At 61.1% G+C, this 21918-nt stretch carries 18 protein-coding genes; 5 read left to right on the top strand and 13 right to left on the bottom strand.

Annotation, left to right across the window (positions count from 1 at the left end):
* Positions 1-27: 27 nt before the first annotated feature.
* Complete coding sequence (locus P0D73_RS22960) at positions 28-1116, top strand: ABC transporter ATP-binding protein (protein ID WP_408317755.1); 1089 nt, start codon at positions 28-30, stop codon at positions 1114-1116.
* 66 nt (positions 1117-1182) lie between these two features.
* On the opposite strand, the gene P0D73_RS22955 is transcribed toward P0D73_RS22960, so the two are convergent.
* On the bottom strand, positions 1183-2082 hold the full coding sequence (locus P0D73_RS22955; RefSeq protein ID WP_408317753.1) for a LysR family transcriptional regulator: 900 nt from the start codon (positions 2080-2082) through the stop codon (positions 1183-1185).
* Positions 2083-2347: 265 nt separating this feature from the next.
* Here P0D73_RS22955 and P0D73_RS22950 point away from each other — a divergent pair, with 265 nt between their 5' ends.
* From P0D73_RS22950 to P0D73_RS22935, 4 genes are read left to right on the top strand one after another with little or no spacing between them, the layout of a single operon-like run.
* Positions 2348-3478, top strand: a complete 1131-nt coding sequence (locus P0D73_RS22950) for a porin (RefSeq protein WP_494478260.1) — start codon at positions 2348-2350, stop codon at positions 3476-3478.
* A gap of 45 nt (positions 3479-3523) precedes the next feature.
* The gene (locus tag P0D73_RS22945; RefSeq protein WP_408432935.1) at positions 3524-4819 is read left to right on the top strand and encodes an MFS transporter; all 1296 of its coding nucleotides are present in this window, start codon (positions 3524-3526) and stop codon (positions 4817-4819) included.
* A 56-nt stretch (positions 4820-4875) separates the two neighbouring features.
* A complete protein-coding gene (locus P0D73_RS22940; RefSeq protein ID WP_408317749.1) occupies positions 4876-5784 on the top strand; it encodes a polysaccharide deacetylase family protein in 909 nt (302 codons plus the stop codon).
* Entirely contained in the window at positions 5768-6634 is an 867-nt protein-coding gene (locus P0D73_RS22935) for an amidohydrolase family protein (protein WP_408317747.1), read from the top strand. The genes P0D73_RS22940 and P0D73_RS22935 overlap by 17 nt, the downstream gene beginning before the upstream one ends.
* 29 nt (positions 6635-6663) lie before the next feature.
* Here P0D73_RS22935 and P0D73_RS22930 read toward each other — a convergent pair whose 3' ends face one another.
* The 12 genes from P0D73_RS22930 to leuC all read right to left on the bottom strand — a co-directional run bounded on the left by P0D73_RS22930 (position 6664) and on the right by leuC (position 21882).
* Positions 6664-7062: a RidA family protein gene (locus P0D73_RS22930; protein ID WP_408317745.1), complete on the bottom strand. Its 399-nt coding sequence runs from the start codon at positions 7060-7062 to the stop codon at positions 6664-6666.
* 106 nt (positions 7063-7168) lie between these two features.
* Positions 7169-8269 (bottom strand): alanine racemase, encoded by a 1101-nt coding sequence (locus P0D73_RS22925; RefSeq protein WP_408317743.1) that lies wholly within the window; start codon positions 8267-8269, stop codon positions 7169-7171.
* 35 nt (positions 8270-8304) lie between these two features.
* Entirely contained in the window at positions 8305-9246 is a 942-nt protein-coding gene (locus P0D73_RS22920) for a glutamate cyclase domain-containing protein (RefSeq protein ID WP_408317741.1), read from the bottom strand.
* A 47-nt stretch (positions 9247-9293) separates the two neighbouring features.
* The gene (locus P0D73_RS22915; RefSeq protein WP_408317739.1) at positions 9294-10595 is read right to left on the bottom strand and encodes an MFS transporter; all 1302 of its coding nucleotides are present in this window, start codon (positions 10593-10595) and stop codon (positions 9294-9296) included.
* A 235-nt stretch (positions 10596-10830) separates the two neighbouring features.
* Positions 10831-12303, bottom strand: coding sequence for an MDR family MFS transporter (locus P0D73_RS22910; protein ID WP_408317737.1), 1473 nt, complete (start codon positions 12301-12303; stop codon positions 10831-10833).
* Between the two features lie 553 nt (positions 12304-12856).
* Complete coding sequence (gene oxlT, locus P0D73_RS22905; protein WP_408317735.1) at positions 12857-14140, bottom strand: oxalate/formate MFS antiporter; 1284 nt, start codon at positions 14138-14140, stop codon at positions 12857-12859.
* 136 nt (positions 14141-14276) lie between these two features.
* Complete coding sequence (locus P0D73_RS22900; protein WP_408317733.1) at positions 14277-15896, bottom strand: gamma-glutamyltransferase family protein; 1620 nt, start codon at positions 15894-15896, stop codon at positions 14277-14279.
* A 90-nt stretch (positions 15897-15986) separates the two neighbouring features.
* Positions 15987-17321: an amidase gene (locus P0D73_RS22895; RefSeq protein WP_408317731.1), complete on the bottom strand. Its 1335-nt coding sequence runs from the start codon at positions 17319-17321 to the stop codon at positions 15987-15989.
* Complete coding sequence (locus P0D73_RS22890) at positions 17318-17578, bottom strand: hypothetical protein (protein ID WP_408317729.1); 261 nt, start codon at positions 17576-17578, stop codon at positions 17318-17320. The genes P0D73_RS22895 and P0D73_RS22890 overlap by 4 nt, the downstream gene beginning before the upstream one ends.
* A gap of 818 nt (positions 17579-18396) precedes the next feature.
* A complete protein-coding gene (locus P0D73_RS22885) occupies positions 18397-19728 on the bottom strand; it encodes an MFS transporter (protein WP_408317727.1) in 1332 nt (443 codons plus the stop codon).
* Between the two features lie 104 nt (positions 19729-19832).
* Positions 19833-20474 (bottom strand): 3-isopropylmalate dehydratase small subunit, encoded by a 642-nt coding sequence (leuD, locus tag P0D73_RS22880; RefSeq protein WP_408288376.1) that lies wholly within the window; start codon positions 20472-20474, stop codon positions 19833-19835.
* Positions 20467-21882, bottom strand: coding sequence for a 3-isopropylmalate dehydratase large subunit (gene leuC, locus P0D73_RS22875; RefSeq protein ID WP_408317725.1), 1416 nt, complete (start codon positions 21880-21882; stop codon positions 20467-20469). Before leuC ends, leuD begins: the two co-directional genes overlap by 8 nt.
* Positions 21883-21918: the final 36 nt, after the last annotated feature.

Here is a 21918-nt window from a genome sequence, read left to right as displayed (position 1 = left end):
CATCTATCCATTCCCGGAGTCACCGCTTTGGCAAACCTCAGCATCCACAATGTTAAAAAGTCCTACGGCTCTCACTCCGTCATTCAAGATATCAGCGTGGATATCCCGGATGGGGAATTCGCGGTGCTCGTGGGTCCTTCCGGCTGCGGCAAGTCGACATTGCTGCGAATGATCGCGGGCCTCGAGGACATCACGTCGGGACAGATCCGCGTGGCAGGGCAGGTCGTGAACGACGTGTCGCCCAAGAACCGCGACATGGCGATGGTGTTTCAGAACTACGCACTTTACCCGCACATGACGGTTGGGCAGAACATGGGATTCTCGCTCAAGATCAGCAATGTCCCGAAGGCTGAAATCGCGCAGCGCGTCAGGCGTGCCGCTGAGATTCTCGCCCTCGGTCCGCTCCTCGAACGCTATCCTCGCCAACTCTCGGGCGGGCAACGCCAGCGCGTCGCAATGGGACGGGCGATCGTGCGCGATCCGCAAGTCTTCCTGTTCGACGAGCCGCTGTCGAACCTCGATGCCAAACTGCGCGTCGCCATGCGCACCGAGATCAAGCAGCTTCATCAACGCTTGCGGACGACGACCGTCTATGTCACTCACGATCAGGTCGAGGCGATGACGCTGGCCGACAGGATCGTGGTGATGCGCGACGGTGTCGTCGAACAGGTGGGTGTGCCGCTCGAAGTATACGATCAGCCCCGCAACGTGTTTGTGGCAGGGTTCATCGGCTCGCCGGCCATGAATTTTTTGCGGGGCGCGCTTGTCGATGGCGACAAGGAAACCGAGTTCCGTTCCGATAGTGGCTTGACGGTTCGCCTCGGCCGCCAACTCAGGGCGGACCATTCAAGGCCGGTGATCCTCGGAATACGTCCCGAGCATTTCGTCATCACGGAGGATGGCACGCCGACCGAAGTCGTGGTCGTCGAGACGACCGGCTCGGCCACTCAGATCAATGTCCGTTACGGCAGCGACGAGATCGTCTGCGAGTTTCGCGAACGCGTTCTCGCGCGACCGGGAGAGCGCCTGTGCATCGCTCCAATACCGGACGCCCTACACCTGTTCGACGCGGAAACCGGCCGACGTTTGCCGGAGCTCGACCGCTCCCTGTCCTGATAAACACGCCGTACGCCGGTCTCGCGCTGTACGGCGCGCAATAAATAGTCCACTCCCGCTCGCCGACTACCCCGGAATAAGCACGCGACTGCGCGTGAGCACCTCTTTGGCCAGCTCCACGATGGTATCCGCGCCGCTAAGACACTCTTCCTGATAGGCGACAAAGAACCCTTGCTGAGTGATTGGCCGCTCAGTGTTCAGCACGTGAATCAGCCCGGAATCGATCTCTGCGCGCATTATCGCGGGCGACAACACGGCCGCCGCATGTCCGGCCGCGACGAGCCGCGACATCATCGACAGGGAATTGCATGAGCTGATGTTGTCCGGATTGCAACCTGCGCTGCGAAACCAGTTCATCACCAGCGAATGGTTCGATGACGGTTGCGAGACGGTGATGATCGGCACCGACGCAAGATCGTGAGGTGCGATCTTGTTGTTAGGCACGAGTTGCGGTGAAGCAACCCAGTGCAGATCGGTGTAGCCGATGGCGGTCTCGACCACGTGGGGCGCATCGGTGGAATCGTTCAGTATCGCTATGTCAAGTTCGTGCGCACCAAGCTTGCGTCCGAGCGCGACGCCCACATCGATCGTGAGTTCGATCTTCATGTGCGGATAGCGCGTCTTGAGTTGCGTCAGTAGATCCGCAAGCCCAGCGTGGGCGATGGACTCGATCGCGCCAAGGCGTAGAAGCCCGTACATGGGGTCGGTACGCTTCGCGATCTGTTCGAGTTTCTCGGCGAGCTTCAGCACCTGTTCCGCATCGGCGAGCGCATCGCGGCCTGCGAGCGTGAGTTCGGAGCGCGTCCGGCTGCGCGTGAAGAGCTGCACGCCGAGATGTTCTTCGAACTCCTGGATACGCGCCGAAATGGTCGGCTGCGTGAGATGTTGATGACGCGCCGCCGCATGAAACCCTCCCAACCGCGCCACCCAGTAAAAGGTTTCAATTTGCTGAAGAGAAATACGCATGATCGAAGGTTTCTATCAGATGGTCTCGCTAACTTTGATTATCTCCCGGAAAAAATGGATTCGTATACTCGGTGCACTCTTTGGTTGCCTCTCAATTGACACGGAAGCGTGGCGCGTCATTGGTCACTTTGCAGCAAGACAGTCCGTAGGCTCCGATTGCCCCGCGCGCAATCTAACACTGCCCGGTCCCGAGATACGAAGTGGTGCGCGGTTTATCACAAGATCGGCATATAAATCCTCTGACGATGAATTGGGAATCCTTATGATAAGGAAGTCACTGCTCGCTCTCGCACTTTCGAACGCGTTCGCTATTCCAGCGTTTGCGCAAAGCAGCGTCACGTTGTACGGGATGATCGATGAGGGGCTGACCTACGTCAGCAACTCCGCCGGCCATAGTCAATGGGCCCTGCAAAGCGGCGTCGAGGGCGGCAGCAGATGGGGTTTGAAAGGTAGCGAAGATCTCGGCGGCGGCACGAAAGCGATCTTCCAGTTGGAAAACGGCTTCAACGTTTCCACGGGCACGCTCGGGCAGGGTGGTCTGGAATTCGGCCGTCAAGCCTACGTCGGCCTGACGAACCAACGCTGGGGTACGCTGACATTCGGCCGCCAGTATGACCCGATTGTCGACATGATCGGGCCGACCACTTCCAATGGCCAATGGGGTGGCCTGTTCTCGCACCCGAGCGATATCGACAACACGGACAATGCCTTTCGCGTAAACAACTCGGTCAAGTATGTCACGCCGACCTGGGCAGGCCTAACGGCCGAAGCGATGTACGCCTTCGGGGGTGTCGCCGGCGACTTCCGCCAGAAAAGCACGATCGCCGCTGGCGCGAATTATCGCAATGGTCCGCTGTACCTTGGCGCCGCATACTTTTACGCCACCAACCCCGCGCAACAGTTTCCGGATGGTGGTTTCAAGCCGAACGCCATACCGGGCGTGTCGAACGGCCAGGGCGCATTCGGCTATGTCGGCAATCCGGGCAACATGCAGAACATCGGCGTGGGCGGCGCGTACACGATCGGGCCGGCGCGGGTCACCCTGGCGTACACCAACACCAGGTTCGAGGACGCGAGCGGCGTGGCAGGTAACACGGTCACCTTCAGCAACTACGAGATATGGGGGCAATACCACGTGACGCCAGCGACGACTCTGGGCGCCGGCTATACCTTCACGGAAGGCAAGGTGGACTACAACGGCGCGAGACCGAAGTACAACCAGGTCAACCTGCTAGCGGACTACGCTCTCTCCAAACGCACCGACGTCTACCTGAACGCGGCATATCAGAAGGCTGCTGGAGGAGCAAACGCGGATATCTATCAGGGTTTCCCGGGATCGGAATCGAGCACGACGACGCAATGGGTCGCGCGTGCGGCCCTGCGCGTGAGATTTTGATAGCGCCGCTCGAGCGGCAACCATTACTGAAGCAGGGGAGTGAACATGAACACGAGAATGGCAGCGCTGGCGCACGGCCGTAAATCATCGGTTCGATGGAGGATCTTCTGGTTCCTGCTCGTGCTGATCACGATCAACTACGTGGACCGCGCTTCGCTGTCGGTCGCGATGCCCCTGATCTCGAAGGAGTTCTCGCTCTCGCCGATGGTGCAAGGCTTGATTCTGAGTTCGTTCTTCTGGTCGTATACGGTGATGCAGATTCCGGCGGGCCTGCTGGTCGACCGCTTCAAGCCGCGCATCGTGATCACGGTGGCGACACTCGTCTGGGGAGGCTTCCAGGCCGGCGCGGGATTCTGCACGAACGCTGCTTCACTGCTGCTCATGCGCCTCGGTCTTGGGTTCGCCGAGGCGTCGATCGCTCCCGCCGGCGGTAAGCTCAATGCGCTATGGCTGACGCGCAACGAACGCACAAGGGGCGCGTCGCTAATGGACGGCGGCGCGCCGCTCGGCGCAGCGGTGGGATCGCTGTTGATCTCGGCGTTGATCGGAGTATTGGGCTCGTGGCGCCTCGCGTTTGTGGTTGCGGGTGTCGCCACGACGCTGGCCGGCGCCCTGGCCTGGGTCTATATCCGCAATCATCCGCGTGAGCATCCGGCGGTCAACGAAGACGAAGCATCGTTCATCGAGCGTTCGCACGAGGAAGAACTGGAGCGCGAGCCGGCCAACGCATCCGGGCGTGCAATCGACTTTCTGAAGTATCGCTCCTTCCTGTTCATGTTCTTCGGCTTCATGTGCTGCAACACGTTGTTCAATGGATTGCTTACGTGGATGCCGAGCTATCTGATCAAGGAGCACGGCCTCGATATCCGTCAAATGGGTGGGTCGAGCTTCATCATCTACTTTTCCGGCTTCGCCGGCGAACTCGTCGGCGCGTGGCTTGCGGATAAGTGGCTGGCGGCGGGCGGCAGGCCGAACACGGTGTTGCGTACGATTTTCGGCGCGGCTGGCGTGATTGCCACCGTCTCGGTGTTTTCGGTGGCTTACTTGTCCAGCGCGACGCTGGTCGTCGCGTTGCTCTCGTGCACGGTTTTCTTTTTGCGCTGGGGCAACCTTTACTGGTGCATTCCACCTTTGCTTGCCACGCGCAACAAGGTCGGCACACTAGGTGGTTTTCTGAACCTGGGAGCGGCGGTCGGCGGCATTGGCGCGCCGATTCTGGTCGGCGGGATTGTCCAGACGACCGGTTCGTATTTTCTCGCCATGATGTTTTTTGCGGCGACCGGCGTTGGCTTGCTGCTCTGCTCGCTCGGCATCGATTACGAGAAGAAGTTGCCTGTATGAGACCGGCGCTACCGCTTTCCGGTCTTCAATTAACAACCGTCAGTAAGGACGCTTTGATGAACCCAGATGACTCGTATAGCCAGCCTTGGCAATGGCCTGAAGCCCATTGGCGGAAGTTGGTCGACCAGGTACGCGCGGGACGCGCGCTTCGCCCCAATGGCTGGCCTGCTGGAGCGCGCTGCGCGGTGGCGCTCTCATTCGATTGCGACCACGAAACCAGTGAATTGCGCGAGGGCGGAAAGTCGATCGGCCGGCTCAGTTGGGGGCAGTACGGTAGCCGGGCGGGCATGCCGCGCATTCTCGACGTGCTGCGCAAATATGCCGTGCCGGCGTCGTTCTTCGTACCCGCGGTCACTGCCCTTTTGCATTCGGAAGAGGCACGCAGTATCGTCGGCGACGGCCACGAAATCGGCCTGCACGGCTGGATTCATGAACTGAACTCGGTGCTCCCGCATGAGGCGGAACGCGATCTGTTGCTACGCTCGGCGGACACGCTCGAGACCATCACCGGGCAGCGTCCTGTGGGCATGCGTACGCCGTCATGGGATTTCAGCCCGCATACGCTGTCCATCGCGCGCGAAATGGGATTGCGCTACGATTCGTCGCTGATGGCCGACGTCGACTGCTATGAACTGCTCGAGGCCGGCGTGCCGAGCGGTCTCGTCGAACTGCCCGTCGAGTGGATTCGCGACGACGGCGCGTACTTGATCATGAATCGCTTCGAGGCGGTGCGGCCTTATACTTCGCCGGCCGACGTCTACGATATCTTTCGCCGCGAGTTCGATGCGGCCTATGCGGAGGGTGGGGTCTTCCAGTTGACGATGCATCCGCACGTTACCGGTTACCGGTCGAGGATATGGATTCTGGAAGAAATCATCCGGCACGCGCAGTCGTTGCCGGGAGTGTGGTTCGCGACACATCGCGATGTCGCCGAATGGGCACTTGAACATGCACAACCGACCTGAATCCAGTGCGCGATCCGGCGGCGCCGGGCAGCCGCGCTTTCCGGTTCCGCCGAAGGCAACCGATAGTCACCACCACATCTACGATGCGCGGTATCCAGTCGATCCGTCAGCGCAGTTGCAGCCGCCCGACGCGACGGTCGCCGACTATCGCGCGCTGCAGCGGAGGCTGGGTGTCGAGCGACATGTCGTCGTTCAACCGTCTACGTATGGAACGGACAACCGATGTCTGCTCGATGCCTTATCGCAATTCGGAAAGACCGCGCGCGGTATCGCGACCGTGCCCGTCACCGTGACGGATGGTGAGTTGGCCGGTCTTCACGATATGGGCGTACGCGGGCTGCGCTTTAACCTCGAATACCTGGTCGGCGTCACTGTATCGATGATGGCGCCGCTCTCGAAACGGATCGAACCGTTCGGCTGGCACATTCAGGTCAATGCCACCGCCGCGCAGCTACTCGCGCATCGGCAGTTGCTTGCGAGTCTGTCGTCGCCGCTCGTGATCGATCATATGGGGCAGATCCCGCAACCGGACGGCACGGAGCATGCCGCGTTCCGGATGGTCGAGGCGCTGCTGGCCGGCGGCCGTACCTGGGTCAAATTGAGCGGCCCCTATCTCGCGTCGAAAAGCGGAGCGCCGGTCTACGCCGACGTCGGCGCTGTCGCGCTTAGATTGGCCCGGCTTGCCCCGGACAGGATGCTGTGGGGAACGGACTGGCCTCATCCGACGCAAGCGGCCGACAACAAGCCGGACGCTGCCCATTTGGTGGATGACCTGGCGCTGTGGATACCGGATGAATCGACGCGGCATCGAATCCTCGTTGAAAATCCTGCGAGGCTTTACGGCTTTTAGCATGCGTGCGGCACGCCGCGCCGCCTGGTTCAATGCTTGCCGATGTAGGCAACCACGTCGATCTCTACGAGTACACCTTGCAGACCGGCTTCCACGGTCGTTCTCGCCGGCTTGTGCTGGGCAAACCAGTTCGCGTAAAGCGCATTGAAGCGGCTAAAGAGCGTCAAGTCGGTCAGATAGACCGTGACCTTGACGACATCCTGCAGTCTCGCGCCGGCGGCCGCCAGCACCCGCTCGACATTCGCGAGCGTTGCACGGGTCTGCTCTTCGATCGAGTCGCCGATCAGCTTCCGGTCGGCGTCGCGCGGCGTCTGGCCGGACAGGAAGACGAAGTCGCCCGCGATCATCGCGGAAGAATAGTGCCCGCCTGGTTTGAGGTCCGTTGGATTGACGCTACGCAGTGCGCGGGACGTGCCGCTATCGTTCATGTTTTTTCCCTTCGCCTTGATCTGGTGTTTTTCCAACTTGCCGTATGACGTGCGTGGCTGCGTGGCGTCGCTTCAATCGACTTCTGCCCGCCACGAGCCTTATGGCCTATCGACGGTTCCCGAGTTGCTCACGCACTTCCCACGACCCTTCCGCGGTGAGCACAATTGCGCTGGGGTAGAGATAAGCAGTCGTGCAAGCGTGGCGCGGCAATAGCATCACCCGGTCGCCGACTGCCAGATCGGTGTTTTCGACCACGACGTGCTCTTCGCTCATCATGACGATCTTGCCGTCCCAGCGAAAGCGCTCGGCCAGCGGCTTGTCCGGCGAGATCGCCTTCGAGCCCGCATCGAGTGTGGCGGTCGTGCTATTGCGTGAAATCACCGTGGCCAGCACATAGGCGCTCGGCGTCCAGCCGAGCGCAGGCAACTCCAGGTCGTGTTGAGCGCTCGAATAGGCCCAACTGCCGGGGGACACGAAATCGGCGAGTGTGAGCGGCCACAGATCGAACGTATAGCTGCCCCCGGCGATGAGCCTTCTCGACAATCCTTCTGCCTCGGCGGCGCGCGCCAGCGCCGTGACTTCTTCTACGATGGCGGCCACCCGCTTGCGGCGTGTGGCATTGTCGAGATCATGGATGTGGCCGTCGTAGACATGCCATCCTCCAAAGCAGCCGAGCGTGGCCAACTCACGGGCCAGTTGCAGCGTCGCCGTTGCTATCGGCGCTCCGGTTCTGCCCATGCCGGCATCCAGATCGATAAGCAGCGAGAGATTGGGCAACTGCACCCCATTTGTCGCGAGTCGCCACGCGGCTACGCCTGCCGCCGAGTCGACGAGCGCCTCGACCCGTGCGTCCGGATGAGCATGCGCCAGCGCGAGCACGGTACGGATATGAGCAGGGTTCACAGTCGGATACGCCCAGACGACGTGTTTCGCGCCGGCCTCGAGCACCATCGCCACTTCCGCCACGGTCGCGGTCTTGAATGCGGTTACGCCCTCGCGAATCAGTCTCTTGACGATCCACCCTGCGCGATGCGTCTTCACATGCGGCATGAGGCGTTCCACCCCTCCACACGCGCGGGCGGTCGCATGCAGGTTATCGACGATGCCGCGCTCGGATACGATGAAACACGGTGTCTGCAATTCTTCTGGCAAGCTGGCGGCCCATGACGGCGCACGTTTGAGAGCGGTACTCGAAAGGTCGAACATGGTTGGTGCGTTAAGAGAAGAAAAGGGCGTCGCGCTCACGAGTGCGACGGCGCTGCGAGATATCCGTCAACGTGAGCTCTGAGCTGACTCAGCACTTGTGCATGCTGTTCCCACGACAGCCGGTCGACGCTCATCTTCGGCGTAGCGGGGCGATCGATGCGGCTATCGTCAACCGCCTGCCCGATGTCGACGGCCGCGGCTAGATACGCCCGGTCGCGCTCCGGCGTGAAATCGGTGAGCAACCGCGCGGCCGCATCTCGCGGCGCGACCATCGCCATCGCGGATACCAGGCCCCAGCCGCCCCAGTTCGAGACGCTGGAAACGATCAGGTAGTCGGCGGGAATGGCTGCGCTGATCAATGGGCCGTTGGGAATGTCGTCGTGGACGATTTCTTCGGGCAGCACGCCCATGCCGATTTCATTGCCGCCGTCGCCGATGCCGATCGTGACCCACGGACGCGGCCACTCGGGATCCTCGAACAGGAGATGCAGCGGAGCGGTATCGTCGGACATGTCGGCGCCGTACTCGCGGTGCGGCTTGCCGTCGCTCGCGGGCGACACCCGCTCGATCGCGATCATATGCGTGATCGGACGTTCAGCCTCGCTGAGCCGGGCTCTTAGCGACTTGACCGATGTGGCGCTCACTGAGGTAATCTCGAACGCCACGTCTTTCGGCAATTCCGTTGTAACAGCCCAGACCGCCTTGCAGCATGGCGCGTCCGAGATCACCGTCACCGGTATGCCGAGGTTCGAAAGTGCGGCGGCCAGGTGGGCCATGCCGCCCAGTCCGTCCGTCTCCGGAGAGGGCGGGACGGCATTGCGTATGAAGAAGCCAGTCACGATACCGACGTGGGCGTTGGGCGTGCTCATGATCGAGCGCGCGGCCGCTTCCAGCTGACCTTCAACGAACCGTTTCATGCGGCCAATATCGCGCCGGACGGTTTGGCCAATGATGTCTTCGACTTTTGCTATTCCCATTTTCCAATCTCAGTAGCAACGTTGTTCATGCGAGGCGCGGCGATGGCTTAGACCGGAATCTTCGTTTCATAATCGATTCCGATCGAACAGAGCATGAGGCCGACGCCCATTGCGGCGAAACACATCAGCGCGAGGAAATAGGAGCCGGTGAATTGAACGATCGCGCCGATCGCGATCGGGATCACCATGCCGCCGATATTCCCACCGAAGTTGAGCAGACCGCCGAGCACGCCCACCTTGTTGCGCGAGGCGAGCATGGCGGGGATCGACCAGTACAGACCACCCCAGCGCAGAAAGAAGAGCGTGATGGACAGCAGGATCACGACCATCGTGGGGCTCGTCGCATGTGCGACTGAAAACACCGCAATCGTGGCAACCACGCCGGCGATACCGAAGATCGTGCGCATGACGCGGTTCGGCGCGGCACCGCTCGCGAGCCACTTGTCGGCGACGTAGGCACCGAAGAGTTCGCCGATGAAGCCGCAGAAGAAGATCACGAAGCTGGCGCCGCCCATCTGCTGAATGTTGAAGCCCTGCACTTTCTGCAGATAGGTGGGCATCCACGTCAACAGGCCGTAGTAAAGCGTCGTGCAACACATGAAGCCGACGAACATCAGCAACACTGAGCGATACCTGAAGAAATCGAGCGAGTTGCCTGACAGGTTTTTCGCTTCCTTTTCATCTTCCTTTCGGCGGGCCTGTTCGATATGTTCCGCTTCGGCTTCGTTGACTCCGGCGTGATCGCGCGGTTGATTCTTGATGTAGTACCAGGCGCCTACGCCGCATAGGACCGTGCCGACGCCGGCGATCGCGAACGCTGTGCGCCATGAGTGCGCCACGACGATCAGCCAGGTGATCAGTACTGATCCGAGCGCCGCGCCGAGCGGTGAACCGCCGTCCATCAACGATGCGCCACGAACCCGCTCATGCTGCGTGAGCCACATCGCATTGAGCGCACCTCCCGCCGAGGCCACGGGCGCTTCCGCCACACCGAGTCCGAGCCTCGTCGCGAGCAAGGACATTGCATTGGTTGTCAACGCGCCAAGACCCTGGAAGGCACCCCAGAGCAAAGTGCACAGCGCGAGGACCAGCCGCGGCTTGAAGCGGTCGACTGCCATGCCGCCCGGAATCTGCATCAGCGTGTACGACCAGAAAAACGAACTCATGATGAGGCCTTGCATGACCGGCGTAAGCGTGAACTCGCTTGCGATCATCGGCATTGCGACGGACAGGGATGCACGATCGATGTAGTTGACCGTGACCAGCAGCAACATGATGAGAAAAATCTTCCAGCGAACCGATGTCTTCGGCTGGGCGTACGCCACGACCGCTGCGGGTGCTCTGCTCATGCCTGCTTCTCCTGACTCGCTATTTGAATGTCACGTACATGCGCGGCGCTGTGCGCATCGGCGATGGATGAACTGGTCATCTGCCACGCCGCAGGCGCCTGTTCCGTGCTGGTTAAAAATTGAGTATAGGTGCGCGGCTCTGAGTGGAGATAATCGAAAGTGACCCGGGCAATCGATAGAAATCGCCGATCATGCGCTGGGTCAAAGGTGACTCGGTGAGGAAAAGGCCGGCGTATCAATTGGTTGTAGGTTCGCTCCTTTGCACGAGCTTGATGGTGGGTACAAGCAACAAGGAGACGACCGCGCCGATCGATATCACCAGGACGGACGAGAACGTGAGATGGAGGGACTGGTGGAGCGCAACTCTCACCGCAGCGTTGACGATAGCGTCGCCCGGTGCCGAGCCAAGAAGCTGTCGCAACTGATCGGAGGTAAACTCTGCGGTGCCGGTGGAATGAGTCAGCCCATAGTTCAGAACCGCACCAAACACGGTTGCACCAAGCGTACTGCCGAGGTTGCGGGAGAAGAGGTTGGATGCCGTCGCGCTACCGCGTTCCGAAGGCCTGACGATTTCCTGGATCAGAATAAGTGAGCTCACGCTAACTATTCCCATCCCAAAGCCCATGATCAACGACCCGATTCCTGCAAACAGCGGTGTGCTCTCTGGGGTCAGTGCTGCGAAGACCACGGCGCCAATCGGCAAGAACACGCTGCCGGCGATGAGGGTGCGCCGCAGTCCGATCCTATGGAAGGAACGTGCTGCAATGGTAGCGCCCGTTGGCCAACCGACCATTATCATTGTCAAGGCGAGGCCTGCCACCACCGGGGATCTGCCCAAGACGCCCTGTACATACATGGGAAGGAAGCTGGTCAGCCCCATTAGCGCCATTCCCGAAAGGACAGTGGCGGCATTACATGCCGCGATTGGCCGATGGCCCCATAAGGAAAACGAAATCATGGGGTCGGCGGCCCGTTGCTCCTGAAGAATGAAGAGTGCGCCGAATATCACGAACAGAGCAAACTCGAGGATGGTTAGAGTACTGATGGATGTCCCGGCGCTCGTCAGCGCCACCATGAGAGCGCCGATGCATGCAGCGAAAAGCGCTGCGCCGAGGATATCGATCGAGGGGCGTTCGCGCCTCTCCTGTTCGTGTAGAAAGACGATGAAACCGGCGGCGGAGGCGAGGCCAATTGGGATATTGATCCAGAAGATCCATGCCCATGAAAGGTCGCGAATGAGCATGCCACCCGCCATGGGCCCGATGACCGCAGCGATGGCCCAGACACTGGCGAGATAACCCTGGATTTTCCCCCGCTCGCGTGCTGGATAGAGGTCGCCCACAATGGTGAGCGCAACAGGCTGGATCGCACCAGCGCCAACACCTTGAATCAGTCGAAACGCGATCATTGCAGGCATGGACCGGGCAAAGCCCGCGAGCACTGACCCCACCAGAAAGATGGCGATGCCAACGAGCATGGTGGGCTTACGACCGTACAGGTCAGCGAGCTTGCCGAATACGACGGTCATTGCGGTCTGCGTGAGCAGAAACGAGGAGAAGACCCAGCTATAAAGATGCAGACCGCCCAATTGAGTCACGATCTGCGGCATCGCTGTAGACACAATGGTCGCTTCGATAGCGACCATAGCCATTGACGCCATGACCGATGCAATCACGAGCGGTCGTACTGTTTTCAGGTGTTGTGACATGCTGTTTTGTAGAAGGGGCGCCGCCCGCGATCAGACTTGCTCCTGTAACTCGAGAGGATCTCGGGCCATTCTGGAAAACTAGCGTGACGCGGCCATGAAGATCAGGACGTCTCGATAAGCGCGTTGGGGCGAGTGAGCGGCTCGCGCCCACGGACGATATACTCTATCAAATAAGTCGTCATGTGAAGACTTATTTGATGCTTAGTGGGCGCCAGCGAGCCTTGAAGTCAAACCAAGCGATGTCACAAAAGTGAGTTGATGGACGGGGACGTTCCGTCGACGGTCAAACGGAAATACGGATTTCTCATTTGACTTATCGCTGAAGGTCGATTGAAAGCAGTCTCAATACGTTTGCTATGCGCTCTATGAAACGTTGCTGACGCACTGGTGGTTGTGGCTCGTTTTTATACTCGTCGCCTGAAGACATAATGATGCCGCCGATCTATACCAATGGCATCGCCAGACATGCGCTCGAGACGAGACTGCCCCGCCAGCAGGGTCGGAGCGTGCCGACCCTGCTGCGCAGGGCCGCCATTAGGCGCGAAAAGACAGGCTATCCAAGCACTCGCACAAAACGCGCGCGAGCCGGCTTCAACACGAACATTGCAAGGACGGCAGTACTCAGATCGAGCACGATCGCGCATCCGAACACTGGCACCCAGCTGCCGGTGTGCTCATGCAGCAACGCGGCCAGCGGGCCGCCGAAGATCGAGCCAATCCCGAACGAGATGTAAAGCCAGCCGTAGTTCGTGGTCGCATAACGGGTACCAAACGTGTCGGTCAGGGTCGAAGGGAACAGCGAGAAAATTTCGCCCCAGCCGAAGAACACCACGCCGGACAGCAGTACGAACAGGACCGCGTTTTCGCGCGTCAGCAGCCAGAGCGCCATCGCCACACCTTCCAGCGCGAACGCGAAACACATCGTGTTTTCCCGTCCCAGGCGATCCGATATCCAACCGAACAGCGGACGGGTCAGACCGTTCGTGAAGCGGTCGATCGTCAGTGCCAGCGGCAACGCGGCGAGCCCGAAGACCAGCACCTTGCTGACGCCGAAGTCGGCGGCGAAGCTTGCCATCTGCGACGTAACCATGAGGCCCGAAGTAGACATCATCGTCATCATCACGAACATCAGCCAGAACAGCGGCGTCTTAAGCATCTCGGATGGGCGGTAGTCGAGCGTCGAGCCTCCTGACTGGGATACTGCCGAGCCGATACTGTCGGCCGCAGGCGGTACTCGCAGGCCCTGCGAGGCGAGGAGGCCGACCGCCGCGAAGATGATGCCGTATAGCCAAAGCGTGGATTCGACGCCGTGCGTTGCCAGCGATGCAGAGATCGGAAAGGTGGTGACAATGGCGCCCATGCCGTAGCCCGCGGCCGCGACACCGGCGGCGAAGCCGCGTCGATCGGGGAACCAGCGAACCACGAATCCCACCACGCCGACATAGACGATGCCGGTTCCGAGACCGCCAATGCAGCCATACGTGAGGTACAGCATCGATGTACTGTGCGCAAACGAAGCCAACACCCAGCTCACGCCTGCCAGCAATGTACCGATCGAGATCAGCATGCGCGGCCCGAAACGATCAATCAGCGCACCTTGGAATGGTGAAAAGAATGCCTGCAGCAGCACCAGCAGTGAGAATGTCACTTGCAGTTCCGGCAGTGCGATGCCGAGCTTGGCCATGAGCGGCTTCGTCATCAGGGTCCATACATATTGCGGACTCGAAATCGTCATCATGCAAACAAGGCCGAGTCCGAGCTGGATCCAGCGAGTATGCGAGGCTGTTTGCGCGGCGGGCGGGGCGGCGCCTTTCAGTGCTTGCGTGGGGGTGTTCAACGTGTTTCTCCGTTTGGGATTGATGTATCGACAGATGGACAGACGTGCGCCGTCCTTGACGTCAGCGCAAACGCTCGCGGGCCGTCGGTTCAAAAAGATGCGGGCGGCGTGGCCGCCCGCTGTCTAGCAGGCGCGCTTACCAGCCAGCCGCGGCGCCGTCGCTGCGCGGGTCGAAGCCTGCTTCCAGACATCCGTTGCCGTGCCGGACAATCGCGCCCGCGTGGCCCATTGCTTCGTCGTACGGCCGCATCTGCTCGACGTCATGGCCGAGACGACGCAGCGCATTGAATGTGTCGACCGGAAACCGCGCCTCCAGCTTGAGCGATTCATTGGTTTGCCCCCAGGTCCGGCCCAGCAGCCAGCGAGGCGCGTCGATAGCGGCTTGCGGATTCCAGCCGAAGTGCGCGATCCGCGAAAAGACGGCGCTTTGCGATTGCGGCTGGCCGTCGCCGCCCATGTTTCCGTACACCATCGTGCGTCCATCGGCGAAGCGCGCGAGCGCCGGGTTCAGCGTGTGAAATGGACGTCGCTTAGGCGTAAGCGGGTTGCGCGCAGAGGGATCGAGCGAGAAGCTGCAACCGCGGTTTTGCCAGTTGATGCCCGAATCTGCGAGCACGAGGCCGCTGCCGAACTCGTGATAGATGCTCTGGATGAAGCTGACCGCCACGCCATCGGCATCGATCACGCCGAGCCACACTGTGTCGGCCGGTCCGAGACCGCGACCCCACGGTGCTGCCGTGGACATCGAAATCCGCTCGGCCATCGCGTCGAGTACACTCGGCGCAAGCAGCGCCTGTGGATCGATGTCCATGTAATCCGGGTCGGTGATGTGCTTGTCGCGTATGGCGAACGCGAGCTTGGTTGCCTCCACGCACGCGTGGACGTACTCGGGCCCGAGCGGATCCATATCGTCGCGCAAGACACGGTCAAGCACACCGAGAATCTGCAACGATACAAGCCCCTGTGTGGGCGGCGGCATGTTGTAGATCGTGCCGAGCGAATGCGTGAGCGCCAGTGGCGTGCGCAGCCTTGCGCGATGCCGTTCAAGATCCGCTAGCGACAGAGGACTTTCGAGGGCGCGCAGGTCGGCCGCGATGCTGCGCGCGAGATCGCCCCGGTAGAAATCGTCGAGACCCGCGTGGGCGAGACGCTCGAGCGTCGCGGCGAGGCGCGGCTGCACGAAGCGCTCGCCGATGGCCGGCACGCCCAGCGGGTTGTCGCTCGTCAGAAACGTCTCGGCGAACCCCGCGACTGACTTGAGTTCGTGCCGCTTGAGCGCGACGCATTCGGACTGGCTGCGCGTGACCGGGATGCCACCCCCTGCGTAGGCGATTGCGTCTTCCAGCAAGCGCGCGACCGGCAGCTTGCCGCCGAGTGTGTCAGTGGACCAGCGATGCGCCAGCGACCAGCCCGACACTGTTCCGGCCACCGTGTTCGCCGCCAGCGGGCCGCGAAACGGTATGGATTGCAGGCCGCGTGCGCGGTAGGCATCGATCGTCGCCGCCGATGCGGCCGCGCCACATGCCTCGATGCCGACGGGCTCTTCGCCCGGCCGCGAAATCAACCAGAAGCCGTCGCCGCCGATACTGTTCATATGCGGATACACCGCTGCGATGGTCGCCGCGGCGGCAATCATTGCCTCGACGGCATTGCCTCCGTCGCGCAGGATCGCGAGCGCGCTTTGCGACGCCAGCGCATGGGGTGTGACCGCCATCCCGCGGATGCCGCGCACGGGGTTCAAAAAATCTGCTCTCATGTTTCCTCAAAAATCAATCGATCATCGCTATCCGCTCAGCCGCCGTGGGTTTGGATCGCGTCATACTTGCTGCACACAACGAAGCTGGCCTCAGCGAGAAGCAACTGCGATGTTCCAGCCAGTTCTACCTTCCACCCACTCGGCAAGCGACAGCAAAGCGGCATCGTGCTGACCCGCGCCGACCAGTTGCACGCCAAGCGGCAGTCCGTCCGGACCGAAGCCAACCGGTAACGTCACCGCCGGCACGCCGAGGAAGGTCCAGGGCGTGCAGAACGCCGCATCGCCCGTATAGTCGAGCCCACGGGGCGCCTCGCCCGACGCGGGCGCTACCAGCAGCGCGTCGAGTCGCGCCGCTTCGGTCAGCCAGCGGTCGAAGCGAAGCGCCATCTTTGTCTGCAATGCCTTGGCTTTCGCATACTCGGTCGCGGGTAAAGCCCGGCCATCTTCGACCAGAGCCGTGATCGATGCGCTGACAAGAGCCGGCGAACGGTCTACCAGTTCGCCGTGTGTCAATGCGGCTTCAACTGCGAGCAGGATCGAAGCATGCCGCGCAGCGTCGGCCAGTTCGGCAGGCAAGTCGGCAGCGACGATTTCCGCGCCATCGGCACGCAAACGTAGGGCAAGTTGATTCAGCACATGCTGCTGCGCTTTGTCGATCGGTCCACCGATCTGCTCGCGCAACACGCCGATGCGCGGCGGCCGTTTTGCCGCATCGCCAGGGACTTTCCCTTGGCGGCTGTTATGCGACGCGTGTGGATCGTCCGCGTCGCTGCCTGCCAGAATAGCTAGCGCATGAACTGCGTCAGCGACATTGGTGGTGAAAACGCCGAGGTGATCGAGCGACCCTGACAACGGCAACACGCCGGTCCGTGCAATCGTGCCGTAACTCGGCTTTACCCCGACCACGCCGCAATACGCGGCGGGACGGATGACGGAGCCGAACGTCTGCGTGCCGAGCGCGAGGGGCACGATGCCTGCCGCAACGGCGGCAGCGGAGCCGCTCGACGAGCCGCCAGGTGTGTGATCGCTATTCCACGGGTTGGTCGTTGCGCCGGGCTGACGCCAGGCGAACTCGGTGGTGACCGTTTTACCGAGTATCGTGGCACCGGCTTCGCGCAAACGGGCGACCACCCATGCATCCTGGTCGGGCCTGCGCCCTTCGTAGGCCGGCGATCCATACGCGGTGGGCATATCGGCTGTATCGATCAGGTCCTTTATGCCGACTGGGACGCCCGCGAGCGGCGCGTCGCGATCGGCACGATTGACGATCGGCGACGTCGGCAGATGGATGAACGCTTGCAACTCCGGTTGCAGCCGTTGCGCGTCATTGAACGCCTGTTGCACAGTCTGCTCGACGGTGCGGGTTCCCGTGCGGATCGCGTCACGGATTTCGCGGATGCTGGGGGAGGGGGAAGAATGGTTCATTTCGCAGCGAGTGCCTGATGAATGAAGTTCTGCGCGATGAAGGTGTTGTATTTCGGCTGCTGCTTCAGGTTGCCGAGCGCGATCTGCGTATCCATCGCAACCGTCAGCGATTTCGGGGTGATGTCGACATTCCTCGGATACACGCCTTCGTCCAGCATGCGTTTTACCGCGGCGTTCACGATCTTTGGATCAACGACCGAGCCCTGCTCACTGGAATAAGATTTTTGAATGTTTCGCAACGCTAGTTGTACTGGCATGCCGGACCTCGTGCTGAACTTGAATCACTTCGCGCTTCGCTCGCGTGCCCGCTACGCGCAGCGTCGGTACACGGTTGGTTGATGCCTGTGAAGCGTCTGTTCCTGGGGACACTCGGTTGTTGGTTTCGCCGGTTGTCGGCGATATATAGATGCAAATAGCAACAATTGAAATATCCACATTGATTCGGTTTGCACGAAGCGTGCCATGGTGCGAAAACACCATATGCAACAGCGAATCGAGTATTTCCACGTGGAAGTGAACACGCTGCCATGTTCGGAAAGTGTGCAGATACGCGCAACGAAGGTGCATCAGGCACGGCAAAATTGGTGACGCACCGTCTCTGGGCGAAACACAAACGTTCGGCGGCGAAAGCCGCTGCAAGACATTCAGGATCGGAAACCGTTGCGAAAACTGCCTTCAGAATTGAGGCGCCGTACCAACGGTTACATCAGAAGGTTTATGGTGTGGCTCGGGTTGCGCTGGATACAGCGTCTTGCCAGTTCGATCCAGGCGTCGTTTTGGCCAGGGCACATGCGGTATGAAGTGTCGCTTCGACCGCCGCGCATAAATGCCGTGGCGTCGGTGGGCGGCCGAAAAACACGGCTTCCCACCGACGCCAGAGAGTGCTTTCCGGGTAGCAGCGTTTCTATCCAATGATTTGTCACAAGGGCCATGACGTTCACGCGTGTCAGGAGCGTTCGACGCGTTAGCGGTTAGGCAACGGCGTCTGCGTCGTTATCACCCTGGTCAGGTTTTGTATGGCATTTGCACACTGATCCTATTTGCGAAAAATCGGGAGCTGCTTCTCTCGACAGAATCAGGAGACTGTGGGTGTAACGGACGACTCAGTTTGCCGACGGCCGAACATCCAGCAAATGACCGCCGAAACGATCAGCGTGCCGCTAACGAAGTAGAGTCCGAACGAGTAGTCGCCGCTAATTTCGCGTAGCTTGCCGATGACCATCGGGCCGATCGTGCCGCCTATCAGACTGCCCATCGCATTGATCAATGCGATGCCCGCAGCTGCAGCCGAACCGGAGAGGAACTGCGTGGGCATGCTCCACAGCGGCGGCTTCGCAGCGTTGATGCCAAAATTCGCGACCGACAGTCCGACGATCAGGAGCAGTGCGGAGGGTGCATACCCGGCAAGCAGCATCCCTGCGCCTGCGGCCAGACATGCGATCGACACGTGCAATCTGCGTTCGCCGGTGCGGTCGGAGTTTTTTGCCCAGAGCACCATGCCGACGACGGCGACGACATTGGGAATTGCGTTGACGAGGCCTAGTTCGAAATAGCTGAAGCCGAAGTGGCTAATGATCATTGGCGCCCAAATGCCAATCGCGTACAGGCCAGTCGACGTGCCCGCATAAACGAGGGCGAGGGCGAGCACTCGCGGATCCTTCGTGGCCGCCCATACGCTGGATGCCGCACCGGTCGCCTTGGCGGCGCGCTCCCGGTCCATCTCGAGCGTGAGCCACTCACGCTCGTCGGTATCGAGCCAGCGAGCATCTTCAGGCTTGTCGGTCAGGAAGAAGAACGCGATCACGCCGAGCGCGATGGTTGGCGCCGCTTCGAGAATGAAGAGCCATTGCCAGCCATGAATCTGTGCGATGCCGTCCATGCCCATGATGGCGCCGGAGATCGGCGAGCCGATCATGTTCGATAACGGCGCGGCGGTCATGAAGATCGCCGTCACGAGCGCTCGGTGCCGGGCCGGGAACCAATAGCTCAGGTACAGGATGATGCCGGGGAAGAATCCAGCCTCCGCCAGCCCTAGCAAGAAGCGCAGCACATAGAAGCTATATGGACCGCTGACGCTCGCGGTCCCAGCGGAGAGGCCTCCCCACACGACCATGAGCAACGCGATCCACCGCCGCGCGCCGACGCGCTGCAGCGCGAGATTCGACGGCATGCCGAACACGATGTAGCCGACGAAGAAGATTCCCGCACCGAAGCCGAACATCGCTGGCGTGAGCCCGATGTCGTGATTCATCGTCAGGCCGGCGAAGCCCACGTTGACTCGGTTCAGGAAGCTCACGAAGTAGAGCGCGATGATGAATGGCACGATGCGCCATGTAATCTTTTTGACTGTGCGCGTTTCTAGCGCGTGCGCGTCCGGCACGGTGGCGCGTCTGGAAGGCTGGGGCATGGTCGTCTCCCGCCGGCGCGGTCCGCGCGCCGGTCTCGTTATCAGGTTGAAAATTGCGTGGCTCGATGCTGACACGCACGCATGGAGAGCGTGCGTGCGTCCATTTACGACATGCTGCCTTGCTGGGCGGGAAGATCGATGCGTGCCCACGGATTGGCTGCCCAATGCCGCTTTTCAAATGCATCGATCTGGTCGGACTGCCGCAGTGTCATCTGGACCATGTCGAGACCGTCCAGGAACATGCGTTTTTGCCTGGGCGGGATCGAGAACGCGTGGCGCTCGCCCGAAGCGGTCACGACAACTTCGTTCTCGACGTCGATCGACAACTGTTTAGTCTCCGCATGAGCAAGTTCGGCAACGAGTGCATCGACTATTTCCGGCGCGAGCGTCACGAGCAGCAGGCGATTGTTGCCGGCGTTGAAGTAGAAGATCTCGCCGTAGCTCGGAGCGATGACCGCTTCGATACCGGCTTGTTGCAGCCCCCACACGGCGTGTTCGCGGCTCGAGCCACAGCCGAAATTCGAACCGGCGATGAGAATACGTGCGTCGCGATATTCCGGGCGATTCAGCACGAACGTCTCGCGCTGCTGACCGCGGTCGTCGTAGCGCAGGTCGTAAAGCAGTCCACGCGCGAGCCCCGACTTGTCGATGCCGAACAGAAACTGCTTCGGCATGATCTGGTCGGTATCAAGATTGTTGATCGGCAACGGTGCTGCGGTGCCCTGAATGAGACGGCGATCAGCCATGTACAAGCTCCTTGCGAATGTCGACGATATGACCCGCGATCGCGGCGGCAGCGGCCATTGCGGGACTCATCAGGTGTGTCTTGCTACCACGGCCCTGGCGGCCTTCGAAGTTGCGATTGGTCGTCGAAGCGCAGCGCTCGCCCGGCGCCAGGACGTCGTCGTTCATCGCGAGGCACATCGAACAGCCGGGCTGGCGCCACTCGAAGCCCGCGTCGATCAGGATCTGCGCAACGCCTTCGCGCTCCGCCTGGTCGCGGACCATGCCGGAACCAGGAACGACCATGGCGCGAACCGATGCCGCGACCTTGCGTCCCCGCACCATAGCCGCAGCCGCTCGCAGATCTTCAATGCGCGCGTTCGTGCACGAGCCAATGAACACACGATCGATTGGCGTGCCCTCGATGCTTGCGCCGGACGGCAGCGCGATGTAGTCGAGTGCCTTGCGCGCGGTTGCTGCGTCGATGCCGGTTGCCGTGTCGACCTCGGGAATGTGCCCGTCGACGGGAATCGCCTGGTCTGGACTCGTGCCCCACGTAACATAGGGCGCGATTTGCGATGCATCGACACGATGTTCGACATCGAAGAGAGCATCGGGGTCCGAGCGCAGCGAGCGCCATGCGGCCGTCGCGCTTTCGAGCGTCGACGTATCCAGATCGCGCACGCGGGCCCGCACGTAGTCGATCGTCGTGTCGTCCGGTGCAATCAACGCAGCGCGCGCGCCGGCTTCGACCGTCATGTTGCACAGGGTCATTCGCGCCTCGGCAGAAAGCGAAGCGATCGTCGATCCCGCATATTCGAGCGCGAAGCCGCGGGCGCCTTGTGCGCCGATACGGGCAATGATGTGCAGTACCAGGTCCTTCGACGTGGTGCCAGGTGGCAGTACGCCGTCGACGGTGATCCGCATGTCGTTCGCCACGCGATAGACGAGCGTTTGCGTCGCGAGAACGTGTTCGACTTCGGAGGTGCCGATCCCGAAGCCGAGTGCGCCGAGCGCGCCGTAAGTCGTCGTGTGACTATCGCCACACAGCACGACCATGCCAGGCCGGATCAGTCCGATTTCCGGTGCGACGACGTGCTCGATCCCCTGCGCCGGATCGTTCACGTCGAACAGGTGGATGCCTTGCGTGACGCAGTTGCGTGTGAAATTCGCGGCTTGCTTTGATGCGTCGACGATGTCGATCGTGCGGGCGGCAACCGGCACCGCACGCGTCGGGATGACGTGGTCGACAATCCCCATCTGCTGCCGTGGCCGGCGCACGAGGAGGTCTTTCTCAGCGAGTCCGGCGAACGCCTGCGGACTCGTGTACTCGTTCATGATATGCAGGTCCGCATACAGCAGCACATGCTGTTCGTCGAGGCGGTCGACCGTATGTGACGCGACGAGCTTTTGATAGAAGGTGTGCGGCATGGACTCCTCTGGCCGGTTGAATCTGAAGCGTGGGGC

This window comes from Paraburkholderia sp. RL18-101-BIB-B, assembly GCF_046026985.1.
Classification (GTDB): Bacteria; Pseudomonadota; Gammaproteobacteria; order Burkholderiales; family Burkholderiaceae; genus Paraburkholderia.
This window is presented reverse-complemented; position numbering and strand designations above follow the sequence as displayed.

Bases quoted from the DNA above. Each gene is read 5' to 3' on its own strand.
- P0D73_RS22900 (WP_408317733.1), bottom strand. From the start codon at position 15,896: ATGAGAGCAGATTTTTTGAACCCCGTGCGCGGCATCCGCGGGATGGCG.
- leuC (WP_408317725.1), bottom strand. From the start codon at position 21,882: ATGCCGCACACCTTCTATCAAAAGCTCGTCGCGTCACATACGGTCGAC.
- P0D73_RS22915 (WP_408317739.1), bottom strand. From the start codon at position 10,595: ATGAGCAGAGCACCCGCAGCGGTCGTGGCGTACGCCCAGCCGAAGACA.
- P0D73_RS22930 (WP_408317745.1), bottom strand. From the start codon at position 7,062: ATGAACGATAGCGGCACGTCCCGCGCACTGCGTAGCGTCAATCCAACG.
- P0D73_RS22940 (WP_408317749.1), top strand. From the start codon at position 4,876: ATGAACCCAGATGACTCGTATAGCCAGCCTTGGCAATGGCCTGAAGCC.
- P0D73_RS22925 (WP_408317743.1), bottom strand. From the start codon at position 8,269: ATGTTCGACCTTTCGAGTACCGCTCTCAAACGTGCGCCGTCATGGGCC.
- leuD (WP_408288376.1), bottom strand. From the start codon at position 20,474: ATGGCTGATCGCCGTCTCATTCAGGGCACCGCAGCACCGTTGCCGATC.
- P0D73_RS22910 (WP_408317737.1), bottom strand. From the start codon at position 12,303: ATGTCACAACACCTGAAAACAGTACGACCGCTCGTGATTGCATCGGTC.
- P0D73_RS22935 (WP_408317747.1), top strand. From the start codon at position 5,768: ATGCACAACCGACCTGAATCCAGTGCGCGATCCGGCGGCGCCGGGCAG.
- P0D73_RS22955 (WP_408317753.1), bottom strand. From the start codon at position 2,082: ATGCGTATTTCTCTTCAGCAAATTGAAACCTTTTACTGGGTGGCGCGG.
- P0D73_RS22920 (WP_408317741.1), bottom strand. From the start codon at position 9,246: ATGGGAATAGCAAAAGTCGAAGACATCATTGGCCAAACCGTCCGGCGC.
- P0D73_RS22885 (WP_408317727.1), bottom strand. From the start codon at position 19,728: ATGCCCCAGCCTTCCAGACGCGCCACCGTGCCGGACGCGCACGCGCTA.
- P0D73_RS22945 (WP_408432935.1), top strand. From the start codon at position 3,524: ATGAACACGAGAATGGCAGCGCTGGCGCACGGCCGTAAATCATCGGTT.
- P0D73_RS22890 (WP_408317729.1), bottom strand. From the start codon at position 17,578: ATGCCAGTACAACTAGCGTTGCGAAACATTCAAAAATCTTATTCCAGT.
- P0D73_RS22895 (WP_408317731.1), bottom strand. From the start codon at position 17,321: ATGAACCATTCTTCCCCCTCCCCCAGCATCCGCGAAATCCGTGACGCG.